7 protein-coding genes are annotated in these 13,734 nt (G+C 69.4%); 2 read left to right on the top strand and 5 right to left on the bottom strand.

Features of this window, described 5'->3' with window-relative positions; genetic code table 11:
- Nucleotides 1–18 precede the first annotated feature (18 nt).
- Nucleotides 19–582, top strand: coding sequence for a YbaK/EbsC family protein (locus ACGFX4_RS19225; RefSeq protein WP_393075536.1), 564 nt, complete (start codon nucleotides 19–21; stop codon nucleotides 580–582).
- Between the two features lie 6 nt (nucleotides 583–588).
- Here ACGFX4_RS19225 and ACGFX4_RS19220 read toward each other — a convergent pair whose 3' ends face one another.
- On the bottom strand, nucleotides 589–1,083 hold the full coding sequence (locus tag ACGFX4_RS19220) for a carboxymuconolactone decarboxylase family protein (RefSeq protein ID WP_393075533.1): 495 nt from the start codon (nucleotides 1,081–1,083) through the stop codon (nucleotides 589–591).
- Nucleotides 1,084–1,163: 80 nt separating this feature from the next.
- Between ACGFX4_RS19220 and ACGFX4_RS19215 the strand changes: the two genes are divergently transcribed.
- Nucleotides 1,164–2,102, top strand: coding sequence for a pirin family protein (locus tag ACGFX4_RS19215; protein WP_393075531.1), 939 nt, complete (start codon nucleotides 1,164–1,166; stop codon nucleotides 2,100–2,102).
- Nucleotides 2,103–2,619: 517 nt separating this feature from the next.
- Here the strand turns inward: ACGFX4_RS19215 and ACGFX4_RS19210 are convergent.
- The 4 genes from ACGFX4_RS19210 to ACGFX4_RS19195 form a co-directional block, all read right to left on the bottom strand.
- Nucleotides 2,620–2,910 carry a hypothetical protein gene (locus ACGFX4_RS19210; protein WP_393075528.1) on the bottom strand — a complete coding sequence of 97 codons (291 nt, stop codon included), beginning with the start codon at nucleotides 2,908–2,910 and terminating at the stop codon, nucleotides 2,620–2,622.
- 475 nt (nucleotides 2,911–3,385) lie between these two features.
- A complete protein-coding gene (locus ACGFX4_RS19205) occupies nucleotides 3,386–4,645 on the bottom strand; it encodes a hypothetical protein (protein ID WP_393075525.1) in 1,260 nt (419 codons plus the stop codon).
- Nucleotides 4,646–4,978: 333 nt separating this feature from the next.
- Nucleotides 4,979–7,117: a UvrD-helicase domain-containing protein gene (locus tag ACGFX4_RS19200; RefSeq protein WP_393075523.1), complete on the bottom strand. Its 2,139-nt coding sequence runs from the start codon at nucleotides 7,115–7,117 to the stop codon at nucleotides 4,979–4,981.
- Nucleotides 7,117–13,728, bottom strand: a complete 6,612-nt coding sequence (locus ACGFX4_RS19195; RefSeq protein ID WP_393075521.1) for a DEAD/DEAH box helicase — start codon at nucleotides 13,726–13,728, stop codon at nucleotides 7,117–7,119. Before ACGFX4_RS19195 ends, ACGFX4_RS19200 begins: the two co-directional genes overlap by 1 nt.
- Between the last annotated feature and the right edge of the window lie 6 nt (nucleotides 13,729–13,734).

Genomic DNA, 13,734 nt, shown 5'->3' with positions numbered 1-13,734 from the left:
TGCGGTACTGTCGGCGCCATGAGCGAGATCGTGCGTGCACCGTTCGGCGAATTCCAGGTGGTCCGTACGGCGTTGGAGGTCTGCAACGACCTCGCCGCGCCGGTGGCCGACGCGTTGAAGAACTGGGACGACCGCGAGGCGGCGGAGTCCGTCCTGTACGTGGACACCGACCCGACGAACGCCGACACAGCGGTCTTCTGCGAGGTCTACGACGTGCCGCCGGAGCTCTCCGCGAACTGCGTGGTGGTCGCCGCCAAGCGCGGCGGCGAGGTCACCCTCGCCGCCTGCCTGGTCCGCGCCGACCGGCGGCTGGACGTCAACACGGCGGTGCGCAAGCACCTGGGTGCGCGCAAGGCGTCGTTCGCGCCGACGGACGTCGCGGTCAGCGACTCCGGCATGGAGTACGGCGGCATCACCGCGATCGGCCTGCCAGCCGGCTGGCCGCTGCTCGTCGACGAGGCGGTGACCGCGCTGCCGCACGTCCTGATCGGCAGCGGGCGGCGGCGCGGCAAGCTCATCCTCCCCGGCTGGGCGGTCGCCCGGCTCCCCCGCGCAGAGGTCCTCCCCGATCTCGCGATCTGAGGTCCGTCACTGGCCAGGGATGGCGCGGACCGGGTGCTTGCTCAGGATGGACACTCGGTTGAAGGCGTTGATGGCCACGGCCACCCAGACCACCGCCGAGAGCTGGTCGTCCGTCAGCACCTCGCGGGCGGCGGCGTAGGCGTCCTCCTGCAGTGCGGCGTCGGCCGGGCTGGTGGTGGCCTCGGCGAGACCGAGCGCGGCCCGCTCCTGCGGGCTGAACAGCTCGGTGTCGCGCCACGCGGCGAGCACGCCCAGGCGCTGGGTGGTCTCGCCCGCCTGGATCGCGGCGCGGGTGTGCAGGTTGAGGCAGTACGCGCAGCCGTTGATCTGCGAGACCCGCAGGTTGACCAGCTCCACCAGGCGCCGGTCGAGGCCGGCCTCGGCGGCCGTCGCCCGGACCGCCTCGGCGGTCGCCAGCATCGCGCGGTAGGCCTGGGGGCTCTGCTTGTCGACGTAGACGCGGTGGTGCGCGGGGGCGGTGGCGGTGGTCCGGTCGGTCAACCTGGGCTCCTGGGTCGGCGGTGCGCTTCCGGTTCCATGATAGTTTAATCTGAAACCATTCTGTGAGTCTGGGGGCCGCCGTGACCACCGTCGAGACCATCGGGACCGGACCGCAGGTCGAGGTCCTCCCCGCCCGCGACGTCCCGCTCGGCGGACCGCGCGCGATGACCGTCCGCCGTACCCTGCCGCAACGCGACCGCACCCTCATCGGCGCCTGGTGCTTCGTCGACCACTACGGCCCCGACGACGTCGCCGCCACCGGCGGCATGGACGTCGCCCCGCACCCGCACACCGGCCTGCAGACCGTGAGCTGGCTGTTCAGCGGCGAGATCGAACACCGCGACAGCCTCGGCGTCCACGCCTTCGTCCGCCCCGGCGAACTCAACCTGATGACCGGCGGCCACGGCATCTGCCACTCCGAGACCTCCACCGCCGCGACCACCGTCCTGCACGGCGTCCAGCTCTGGGTCGCCCTCCCCGAACAGCACCGCCACACCGCGCGCGACTTCCACCACCACGTGCCCGCGCCCGTTCCGCTCGACGGCGGCGAAGCCCGCGTCTTCCTCGGCACCCTCGCTGGCGACACCTCTCCCGTCCCCACCTTCACCCCGCTGCTCGGCGCCGAACTCACCCTCGATCCCGGCGCCACCGTCACCCTCGCCGTCGACCCCGCCTTCGAACACGGCCTCCTCGTCGACCACGGCACCCTCACCCTCGCCGGCACCCCGCTCCGCCCCGCCGACCTCGGCTACCTCACCCCCGGCGCCGCCACCCTCACCCTCACCAACACCGGCACCACCCCGGCCCGCGCCGTCATCCTCGGCGGCCCGCCGTTCGGCGAGCAGATCGTCATGTGGTGGAACTTCATCGGCCGCACCCACGAGGACATCGCCCAGGCCCGCCTCGACTGGCAGCAGCAGAGCGACCGCTTCGGCGAGGTCCACGGCTACCCGGGCGACCGCCTCCCCGCCCCCGACCTCCCCAACCTCGCCCTCAAGCCCCGCGGCCTGGAGCGCTGACCTGGCCTTTTGTGGCTCCTGAGTCAGGCTGGCTTCGGACTGTCTTCTACAGCCGGGGGTGGGCTCGCCATGGCGGTTTGATCGGCGCGAGAGGTCGATGACCGCCGGCCGGGGGGCGGCTTGCTGTTCTCATCCACGGCAGCGCTCGACAGGTGCTGGGAGGACTGATGCCGACCTTTTGCTGACCCGTCTTACGCGCCTCCGACAGTGAGGTCTAGACCTTTTTGCATGGTTGGCATGCCACAGATTCATCGAGTTGGACGAGTGCGGGAGCTTGTCGGGCCGTAGCTCGCGCGGGGGGCGACAGTTGGCGGCTTGCTGCGGCGCTTCGATCCAGTCGGCTGGGGTGACCTGACGGAGGGGCTCAGCGGGCCTACAGCTGCGACAGTCTGCGTCTACATGATCTCGATGAACACCGCGGCGTACACGGCCGACATGGGCGAGGCTGTCGGTGAATCAGGGGGCGACCGTGTCGGGCCCGAGACGCCAGAAGTCCGCAATCCGGGCCGCAAGTCGATCATGTTCCCGTCGCGGCGAAGGCTCGCGACACTGTCCAAATAGGCATGTGCTCCTGCTCCAGCCACAGGTGCGGTGTGTAGGTGTCCGGACGCAGATCTCGTTTCATTGTGCCGGGGACGTCGGGCAGTGACAGGTAGGTGATTTCGTTTTCGAGCACGAAGATGGCGTGAACGCCTGAGGGCGGCGCGGCGATCTCCGGGATGCGAGTGTAGATGCGGTCGGCGGGCAGGGCGTGGTCAAGGAGTTCACCAAGGATGCCCTTGCTGGTCTGGATGAACTTGGTGTTCACGCCCGCGATATCGACCTCCTCGCCGGCCGGAGGACACCCTTCACCTCATTTTGCTAGCAGTTCGCCGTACAAGTCCCGGAGGCACCTTGAGGCCTCGCCGAGGACGGGCAGCCCTGCCGTGCCGGCGGCCGGTACCGCCGGCACCACGGGCGTGTTCGATCTTCGTACGGCGGCTTTGTCGACGGCTTTGGATACCGGCTCCACGAGCTGAAGGCTCAGCAGGCTGCTGGCGAAGATCCGGGTAACGCACCCAGCTCGACCCGCCAAAACCGGGCCAGTCGGCAACTTCGACCCGGTTGTGACGGACCGGGAGAAGAGACCGTGTTCCATGGATGCGCTATTCCCAGTGGGTCGCTGGGCGGCGAACATTCCGTGCGATCTTTGGTTGGTGACCAAGCCGGGCGGCGTAGTTCAGGGATCTCCGATACCGGTCTGATCGAGTGGGGCGAGCGTCGGCCGGAAGACGGTGATCTCTTTACTCGTCCGGCACGAGCTGCAAGGGCTCGTCTTCGGCCGGTGGAAGGATTTGAAGGATCTCACCGGAAGACGTCATGAGGTAACGAATTTCGGCGTCTTCATCGATTTTGGGCGGGGAGACTTGGGCGCGGAACCGCTTCTGCCGCTCCGCCACTGACTTGTCGGAGTCGCGCCAACGGCGACCCTTGAGTTCAACCTGGGTGAGGCATTCGGTCAGTTCGGCCACGACCGCATCGGCATCCTCCAACTGATGGACCTGCGACCCAATAAACCTCCGCAGTGCGGCGTAAGGATTGGTGGGATCCACGAGCGCTAGCGACGCCGAGTGGGTAACCAGCGCCTTTCGTCGTATCGCTATCGCGGCTCGCGCCAAGTGAAGCTCCCGGATGAACTGGTCGACCTCCTTCTCCTTTCCGCCAATGGTCTCCTCCAGCCGCCGGTAGTCGACCTTGCCATCGTCGTCCACCAACTCATCTATTACGCCGCGGTGCTTATCCAGAAACTGCTGAGAGCGATAGAACTCGTCGTCCGCACTCTTCAGGGCGATTTCAAGATTCGGCTTGCCACCGTCAAGCATCAGGCTGATCGCACGGGACAACTGGGCGTCGGCCGACCGTTGACCCGTGATCCGTTCGACGTAGGCCCGTTCCTCTTGGCGGCTCAGAATGGCTTCAACTCGGCGTTGGTGCGCCCTCTGTTCACGTTGAGCCACCATGTCTACCGCCAGGACGGTTCCGGCGACGGCAAGCATCGGCCAACCTGCCACGAGTGCTCCACCAGCAGCGACAGGCTTCAGAACCGCATGCGTTGTCTCACCGCCGCTGCGAGAGAACCCTCTGAACCCGGAAGTTCCGGCGGCCTTGACCAGCTCCTTGCCCTTTGGCAGCACCACCCGGAACAACGTCGGGCTCTTCGGGTTGAGGGCCTCCACGATCCCGACCATTGCCTGCTGAGCCGTTGCGTTCACGGGCCCAGTCCGGAACTTCGCGACCTCCGCCTCGCTGACCGGGTAGTACTCGACCGCAACTGGCGCTGCTGCGGCTTCCAGCGCGTCCCAGATCGCGCCGGACGTCGAACCGACGGATCGGAGAACGTCCTCGGGGACCAGAAGCCCTTCGGGCGGGAACTCGGTCCGAACTTCGACCTCTGCCGCGGTGCTTGGTGCGGTGTGCCCGCCCAGAGCGGTGGCGGTGCCTCGCGAAAATCTCCAGAGCAGCCACGCGGTGACGAGTGCTGCGATCGTGACGACGGCGACCATCTCAACAGACATTGATATCAAGCCAATTCACTTCCTTCGACAGGCTTTGGTCGGTTCGAACGGCTCCGAGCACAGCGAGGATCGCTGGCATGTCGGGATCGTGCTCGCGTTGAACGGGGGACGGGATCCCCAACCTCTCACCCAGGACAACAGCGGGACCCTGGGTGACCAGGCTGAGCGCCGGAAGGAGATGTGCCGGGAGCGTCGGGCGCACGGGGGCGTCGGCTGGAGCCGGATTCGCATGGGCCGCCGCGCGGCGACCGAGGCTGCCGACGTGAGCAGGATGAAGGCGGCGGCTGTGGCGGCGCGGGCTGGTGCCCGCACCGCCACAGCTCAGGCGTCGGGGGCCAGGAACGAACTGGCCTGGCCCGACCAGGTGATCGCCAGCTGTTCCCGTGCACGGGTCGCTGCCACGAAGAGCAGCGACCGCTCCCGCTGAAGGTCGCGTCGGCTCTGCAGGGGTTCCTCCCCGGCCGGTGTCACGGCGTTCGGCTGCGGCATGTGACCGGCCCCGACCCCGATGATTGCCACGGCGCGGTACTCCAATCCCTTGATCCGGTGCATGGTCATGACGTGGACGCCGGAGCCGGCTGCCGGAGTCTGCCGCGACTGGACACGCACTGTGTCGATGCCTGCCCCAGACAGGGCCTGGGCAGCTGCATCCGCGAGGCTGTTGGTGCGAGCCACCACCACGATCTCGTCGCTCCTGATGCCCTCCTGCTGCCAGCCCTCGATCCGTTCGACCAGGGCCCGGAGCTCGGCCGCCGGGCTCGGATAGCCGATGAGGTCCGGGGTGGCCCCCTTGAGCACCGAGCGGTAGCCGGCCAGATCCTCGGTGCCGTCGTCCAGGTCGTCGAACGAGTCGTCTCCGAGCAGGCGCAACGAGGCACCGAGAATCTGTCGTGTCGTGCGGTAGTTCAGGGTGAGGCGCTTGGATCGCCCACCACGGATCTCGATTCCGTGGCTTCGCAGGGACGTGCGGTTGTCATAGATGCGTTGGTGCGCATCACCCACGATGAAGAGATCGTCACTTCCGGCAGGAGCAAGGGCGCGCAGCAGCTTCCAGTGTGCCGGGTGGAGGTCCTGCGCCTCGTCGACGACGACGTGGCGGTACGGACGCGCCTCGTCGCCCCATCCGGAGGCGATGCGAGCCGCTTGCGCCGCGAGCTGCGTGATACCCACGGCGTTGTCCCGGTCCAGACGGCGTTCGAACTCCTCCACGAGCCCCCAGACCTGAGCACGCTCGATCCGGTTGAGCCGCCGGCCGCGGCCCGCCCTGCTCGCCACGAAGTAGTCGTCACGGCTGCGGATGTCCTGGGCCAGAACGACCTGCTTCCACTCGGCGTCGAGGAACCGGCCGTCCCACCGCGACTGCCGCTCTTCCGCGAGGTCCTCCCAGCGGTTGCGGATCTCGGTGTCGTTCAGTGTGTGGAAGCTCTTGGCGCCGATGGTGTCCTTGACGGTGCTATAGGCGACCTTGTCGATGTTGCGGACGTCGACCCGGGCGGCGAGCTGCGCGCCTCCGAGGTCTTCGAGGAGGGAGCGGAGCAGGTCCGCGAGCGTCGTGGTGTAGGTCGTGAGAAGGATCGCCTGGCCGGGAGGCAGTCGGTCCGCGAGCGCCTTGACCCGGTGCAGTGCAACCACGGTCTTTCCCGTTCCTGGCCCACCGGTGACCCGGACGGCTCCGCTGTAGGGCTTGCTAGGCTCTGCAAGGGCTCGCTGGGCGGGGTGCAGGAAGATCCGCCAGGCGGAGAGCGGCTCCGTCATGATGCGGCTGAGCGCGGCGACGTCGCCGGTGACGACGAAGGATTCCTTCGTCGCCGGTCGTTCGTTGGCCGCCTCGTAGTCGGTGGTGTCGACCTCGTCGCTGGTGGCGGAGGGAGCGCTGATCTCTTCCCAGACCTTTTCGACGCTCCAGCCGTCCGCGAGGCAGAGGACCACGTCGCGGGCGAGCTTCGGAAGGTGCTCGACGAAGCCCAGGATGGCGTCCTCGCTTCGGATTTCGCGCAGCGCGGGAACGATCGCAGGGTTGACTCCGAGCCGGTCGAAGTCCGCGTCGGACACGTTGGCGAAGACGGAAGGCGCGTCGGCCGAGGCGGGTGCAGCCGCCTTGCCACTGAGGGTTCCGGTGAGCCCACCGAGGTTGATGACCTCGATTCCTCCGGTGACCTTGTTGATGTCGAAAATAATGCCGGAAGCGACCTCGTACGCCTCGTCGTGCGGGAGTACGGCAACGAGGTAGTAGATCCGCGCGGAATGGTGCATCAGCACGGCACGGTAGTTGTCGGTGACCCGAGCCGTGCGTACGCGGCCGTCCCGGGCTCCCTTCGGCGGCTTCAGGTTGAGGCCGTTGCTGTCGACGTTGCGCTGCATCTTCATGATGAACTGCAGCACCAGCGGCTGGACCGAGCCGTCTAGCGCGTCGTACGACTTGCCGAAGGTGTCCGCCATGATCACAGTGGCGCCGGACATCAGATGCTCTCCAAAAGCTTGACCAACTCTGCGAGTTCCACAGTCTCCGCGTGCCGCACATGCCAACCGCCTGCGGCGAAGGCGGCGTCACGCTGTTCGTTCTCGTCGACGAACACCACCACGTGGCGATCGGGCCAGGCCAGCTCGGCCTGGAAGGCCCCGTCGTCGGACTCGTAGCCGACTTCGGGCACACCGATGCCGTGCCGGCGGGCGCGCCGCCCGAGGTCGAACAGCAGCTCCTCCAGACGCGAGGAAGCGTATTCGACGGCTTCGGCCCACGCTTCGGGCAGCTGCACGTCCGCACCCGCTGCGGTGGGCAGGGCGCTCACCAGCACCGCGACGCTGTGCGGATCGACCTCGGCCGCTTCCGAGACGGCGACCTGGTGGAACGAGCGCTGAGACACGGCGCTCTCCCCGCCGTCCAGGTGCTGGAGCAGGTTGGACCACCGCAGCCAGTCCGCCCAGCGCTCACGGTGACCGGAGTCCGCAACCGCGACTTCGCCGTCGTCGAGCACCGTGAAGGCCGACCACGCTGTCATGTCGTTCCGACGCCGGTCGAGCAGTCCCAGTATCCGCAGTCCCTTGGACGTGCGGACGTCGATGGCCATCGCTTCGCGGGCAGCAGGGGTGACCGGCACCGGAGTCGAGCCGTCGAGGATCGCCCCGAGGGAGTCACCGATCCGCGTCCGATCGATCGGGCTCGGCGGCCCTGCGGTGCTGAAGCCACCGAGCAGAGCGGCCGAACGCCGCGTCCACTTCGACGCATCAGGGTCGGCGAGGTAGGCGAGCATCGTCTCGATCGGATTGCGCAGGACCGGTTCCAGGGTGTCGTCGGCGTGTGCTGCTCCGCCGATCGCCTGATGGATCTGGCGTGCCTGTTTGAGGGCAGTGGTACCAAGGAGTGGTTCAATCTCGGACCTCGCTTCGCGGCCCTTTGCGGCCTTGCCCACCGCTTCCGTCCAGGCTTTGACGTCTTCCCAGGTGAACTGCCAGACCAGGGTGCCTGCCCGGCGCAGCGCCGTCCGCTTCGCGGCGTCGTCCGCGATTCGGTTGATGCGCGTGCTGGCGTGGAACGCGTAGCCGTCCAGGAAGACAGCGATCCGAATGGGCGGTCCGTCGGTCCGGGTGAGCAGGTAGTCGGGTTCGCTGGGCGCAGTGGTGAGTTGGCGGACGTGGTCCTGGAGCAGCCAGCGGGTGGCCGTCCCGTTCGGCTTGGTAAGGCGAAGCTCGTATTCCAGGCCCCGTTCGCCGGCTCGCGGGGTCACCGATCCGGCTTCCTCTGGACGACTGCCCCATTCGACGAGAGTGCGGACGAACTGTGCTTCCAGCTCGCTGTCGGCGAGTTGGTCGATCCGCACGCCGGAGAGGGTGTCGACCGTCTCGGTTACCCAGTCCTGCAGCAGTTCCTCCAGCAGCTCCTTGGCGACCCGCAGGGAGACGTGCGGGTGTTCACTGCTCGAGACGTGCGGCAGGAGACAGCGGTGGCAGGGGGTACGCTGCCCCTCCTTCTGGCAGGGGCAGTCGCGCAGTGCGGCGTGGGCCAGCTTGAGCACCCGGTGCAGGACCGCGGGGGCGGCGAGGTGTTCGAGGTAGCCGGTGCCCCCAGGCATGGAGTCGTGCAGGACGAGGAAGCGGCGCCGCATCTCCGCGGTACCGGAGGGCATGGAGTCGGCGACGATCCGGATGTGGTCGGGGGCACCGCCGAAGTGCTTGGTGATGCCGAGCAGCAGGGCGGCCTTGAAGGAGGTCAGCCGGGTGTCGAGGTCAAGGGCGGAGAACGGCAGGAGGATGCGGAGCGCCTGCGTGGTCAGCTCGTGGGCCAGCACCAGCCGGACGACCGGTTCTGCGGCGATGCCGTCGTCCCGGTGGCTGCACCAGTGGCTGTGCCGGGTGCCGATGCGCTCGGCATCCGGGTCCCAGGCCTGGGGGTGCGCACCGCGCACCGCCCCGCATTCGGTGCAGGTCTCGAAACCGGGGATCTGTTCCTGGCCGCCGGCGATCGTGTGCTCCGGCCCGGCGCTGCTGGCCGGACCCAGGTTGAGGGTGCGGATGGTGGCGACCCGGGCGAATTCGACACCGAACGGCACGTCGCCGGTGCGCTGCCAGGCTCGCAGGCCCTGCGGCTGGTCCGGATCGATGTCGACGAGGGTGACCACGGTGAAGCGGCGCTGCTCGCGTTCGTCCCGCTCGTCGGTCAGTCGGGCGTCCTCGCGCTTCTCGCGGGCGGTGACCCGTTCGGGCACCAGGACCTGGTGGACGGCGCCGGGGTCGCCGATCTGCGGTGTGCGGCAGCGCGGGCAGGCCGTCAGGTCGAGCCCGGTCTCCTCGGTGGCGACGAAGCCGCATTCGGGGCACAGGCGCCACTGGGCGTACGCGGTGCGGTTCTCGCCCGCGGCGGAGCCGAGGTCGACGCCGTTGACGACGTACTTGTAGCCGTCGGTGTGGAAGGAGTTCCCGGGGGCGAGTTCGGCGAGGGCCAGGCGGGCGCCGCGCCCGTACTCGGTCAGTTCCTCCTGGAACTCCCCGTCGCTGTCCTTCCACCACAGGGTGGCGTCCAGCAGGGTGGCGTCGTCGTGCAGGGTGTAGTTGGGCAGCAGGCCGAGGCGGACCATCGCGTTGAGCGAGTTCTCGGCGATGATCGCGTCGCGTCGGCGCCGGACCGATTTCTGCTCGGCGTAGAGCTGGCGCCGCGTCGCGTCGCGTGCCGGGTCGCCGGTGGCGGTGGCGAGTTCGTCGAAGGCCCGGCCGATCTGACGGAGCCGGGCGGCGAGCGCGTCGATCCGCTTGCGCCAGGCGGTGGCCGCGGTGGCGACGGCTTGCTCCAGACCGAGGGCGGCGAAGGCCTCGACGCCCTGTCGGGCCTCGGCCGCCATGGTGGGGAAGAGCGCAGTGAAGTCGCCGGCCAGCTGGGCGTGCCGGGCCTGCGTGACGTCCAGGAAGCGGCGGAACCAGCCGTCCTCGGCGAGGCCGCGCCGGAACAGCTCGCCGATCCGGGGCGGCATCGGCCGCTCGGGAATCGCGGTGCCCTGCCACAGGGTCCGGTCGGCGGCCCGGTCCAGGAGGAAGGCGAAGTACTGGCGGTGCAGGATCTCCGAGGCGTCCAGGTAGCAGTCGGGCGGGATGATCCGCCCGGCGAGCATCTGCTCGGGGGCGTGCAGGTAGTACTGGTTGCGGGCGCCCCGCGGCACGAAGGTGACAGTGAGCGAGTTGCCGGTGCGGCGGCCGGCCCGGCCGATGCGCTGGGCGTAGTTGGCGGGGGCGGGCGGCAGCGAGGCGAGCAGCACCGCGGAGAGGTCGCCGATGTCGATGCCGAGTTCCAGCGTGGGGGTGCAGGTGAGCACGTTGGGGTCGAAGGGCGAGGCACGGTGCTTGAACGCCTGCTCGACCTCCTCGCGGCGCCGACGGGTGAGTGCGCCGGTGTGCTCGGCCGTGAGCACGTCGCCCGGGCGGTCGACGGAGTACAGGCGCCGGTAGTAGTCGTCGCCGTAGTCGCGGTCGTCCTGGACGAAACGGCCCGGGCACTGGAAGCGGAGGCAGGGGGTGCCGAGCCATTCCGCCTGGCGGCCGGGCGGAACGGTCTGCCGCCAGGTGCAGGTGTCGCAGCGGACACCGCAGTCGTTGACGGTGGTCGCGGCGTCCGCGGCGGCGGAGTCGGAGAGGCTGTGGACCAGGACGTTCCTGGGGCGCAGCGCATAGACCGTGGAACCGCCGTCGGCCGGGTAGGTGGCCAGGACCTCGCGCTGGGCGAGCAGCTTCATCGCGCAGTCGGCCACGGCACGGGCCTCCTTGCGGTCGCACCCGAGTGCCCGGTGGCCCCAGTCGGCGAACCAGGTGCCGTCACGGTGGAGCGAGTCGAACTCGGTCCGGCCCGCCCGGTTGGCGATGGGGAAGGCCGGGGAGGCCAAGCCGCGGGGGAACGCGGGCATGCCGACGGGGCGGCCGCCCCAGATGGGCCAGCGCCGGGCGCCAGCCTGAGCGATGTAGGTGCCGAGCCAGGGATGGAACAGGGCACCGCGGAGCCGCATCCGTTCCAGGAGCCCGCGCAGGAAGACCAGGTACGCGGCGTCGTCGGTGGGCAGGGTGATCTGTCCGGGCAGGCGCTGGTGCATCTCGCGCAGCAGCCCGCAGACGGTCTCCGGCTCCGGCAGCACCACCTCGGCGGCGGCGGTACGGGTCAGCTCCAGAGTGCGGCCGAGCCGGGAACGCAGGCCGAACTCCAGCAGGGTCTGGAACACCATGCGCCCGTGCAGCATGGCCTCCCCCGCCTCACTGAAGCTGTCGGAGCCGTCGAGGAGGGTACGGATGTCCGGGTTGTCGCGGAGGTCGGGCGGGACGATGGACGCCAGCTTGGCGCGGTTCCCCGCCCCGGCCGCCCTGACCACGGCATCGGCAGCATCGGAGGCCAGGTCGTGCACGGCAACGGGCGCACCCGGCCGGAGCTGCTCGGCGAGCAGGCCGCGGAAGGTGAAACCGAAACTGCGGTTGGCGATGAACGCGGCCCGGTGGGTGGCGTCCTGCACCGAGTCGGTGAAGACCAGCAGCTTGCGTTCGCCGTTGTCGAGCCCCCGGTCGGAGAACAGCTGAGTGGTCGTCACCGATGCCAGCGTCGCGGTGCCCGCGCCGAGGAAGCGCATGCCGTCGTCCAGCTCGCAGGACGGGCAGCGGTCACCGTTCCCGGCGGGCAGCGGCCCGGCGGTGGTGATGACAGGCACCGTCTCGTGGGTGGGGACGGTTCGGAGCTCCTGTTCCTCCGCCAGCAGGTGCACCATCACCTGCTCACCCGGGCGGGCACGCAGCATCCAGCGAACGGCCCGGTTCCCCTGGGCGGAGGCCCGGTAGATCTCCAGCGGGCGGGTCTTCAGCTGCTGCCACTGCAGGTCCGTGGAGAGCGCGGCCCAGCCCGACCGGCCGCAGTGACGGCAGTAGACGGCAGGCAGGTGCGCTCGGTACGCCGGGCCGACCGGCCGGTGGGCGGGCAACCCGCCCGGCCGGTCGGCCGGGGACGGCTCGTCCGCGGCCGAGTCGATCTCCGGGGGCGGGTAGACGGCGAGGTTGGCACGGTTCGGCATGGAGTCGCCGGTAGGCCCGTCGTCGTCGAACCAGCGGAAGTGCGGCTCCGGGGTGGCAGCCCGGATGACGCGGCGGACCTCCCGCACCCAGAGCTGCGCCTCCACCCGCAGGAACGGCGCCACCCGATTGGTGACGGGGTCGAGCGTGCGAGCCTCCGAGATCAGGGCGAGGAGGCGGGCCAGGCCGATCGCCACCAGCGGCATGTCGGTCCGAGCCGCCTCGTCCCAGGCTCCGCCGCCACCGCGCTTGGCGAACTCCCGGGCGATGTCCGGGACCGTGACCGGGGTGTCGCCGGCGACGTCGAGCAGGGCCTTGACGAGATTGTGCTGACGCAGCTTCAGCCCGAGAACGACCGGGTCCACGTGGTCCATGCCGACGACCCGGCGGGCGAGTTCACCGAGCGCCGTCGGGTCGTCGAGCGGATCGGGCACTTCGGCCAGGTCGCGGGGACTGGGAAGCGGCAGCAGGAAGTCGGGTTCCGCAACGAACTCGGCCGGCGACTGCCGGTCCTCGCCGATGAGAGCCACATCTGGGAAGGGCGTGCCGAACACCTTCTCGGCGAAGTCGAGGAGGAGTTCCCGGTCGGACTTCTTCGGCCCCTCCGCAGCTGCGGCAGTGTCGTCGGCGGCGCCCGAACCGGAGCCGCCGCCGAGGGTGGCGGAGGTGGCGACCGGGGTGATCGAGCCGAGCGGGCAGCCGTCCTCCGCGGCGCGGGTGGCGGCGCCCAGACGACGCAGCAACATGGCGACGTCGGTGCCCTGGGCGCCGTCGTAGGTGTGGAACTCGTCGAGGACGACGTAGGTGAGGCTGTCCGTCTCCCAGAGCGGGACGTCCGGGATCCGCTGGAGGAGCAGGTCCAGCATCTTGTAGTTGGTGAGCAGGATGTCCGGCCGCTCGGCACGGATGGCCTCGCGGTCGGTGATCAGACGGGTGACGGTCGGGTCGCCCGAGAGGGAGGTGGAACCGGTGTCGCGGCCGAGCGAGTCGGGGACGGCCTCGTCCTCGGTCGTGACGGCCGGCTCGGAGGTGCCGCCGATGTAGATGCCGGCGGTGACGTCCTTCAGGGCCGCATTCTTGCTGAGGAGTTCGTCGATGCGGCGAGCCTGGTCGTCGGCCAGCGCGTTCATCGGGTACAACAGCAGCGCCTTGACGCCCTGTTGGCCTGCGGCGCGAGCGCGGGCGCAGTGGTCGAGGATCGGGATCAGGAACGACTCGGTCTTGCCGGAACCGGTGCCCGTGGTGACGATCGTCGGCTCGGGCGTGTGCCCGTTCTTGCTGGACAGCCGTCGCCAGGCGGCGGCCTGGTGGGTGTACGGCTTGAAGCCGCGGGGCCACCAGTCGAGGGCCCGCTCCCACCCCGGTGCCGCCTCGCGAAAGGGTGTGCGGACGCGGAGGTAGGGTCCGCGGAACAGCCGGCTCTCCGGCCGTTCGAGGAACGCGTCGAGCTCGTCGCGGACGTCGTCGTCAGCGAGCGCGAAACTCGTCGTCAGGTACGCGGCGAGGGCACGACGCAGATCCTCGACGGCCAGGGAGGGAAGCATGGCTGT

The sequence above is a fragment of the Kitasatospora sp. NPDC048365 genome (assembly GCF_043200835.1).
In the GTDB taxonomy this organism is placed as follows: domain Bacteria; phylum Actinomycetota; class Actinomycetes; order Streptomycetales; family Streptomycetaceae; genus Kitasatospora; species Kitasatospora terrestris.
This window is presented reverse-complemented; position numbering and strand designations above follow the sequence as displayed.

What these genes read in the sequence shown, in the direction of transcription:
- ACGFX4_RS19225 (WP_393075536.1), top strand. Translation starts at nt 19, where the DNA reads ATGAGCGAGATCGTGCGTGCACCGTTCGGCGAATTCCAGGTGGTCCGT.
- ACGFX4_RS19195 (WP_393075521.1), bottom strand. Translation starts at nt 13,728, where the DNA reads ATGCTTCCCTCCCTGGCCGTCGAGGATCTGCGTCGTGCCCTCGCCGCG.
- ACGFX4_RS19205 (WP_393075525.1), bottom strand. Translation starts at nt 4,645, where the DNA reads ATGGTCGCCGTCGTCACGATCGCAGCACTCGTCACCGCGTGGCTGCTC.
- ACGFX4_RS19200 (WP_393075523.1), bottom strand. Translation starts at nt 7,117, where the DNA reads ATGTCCGGCGCCACTGTGATCATGGCGGACACCTTCGGCAAGTCGTAC.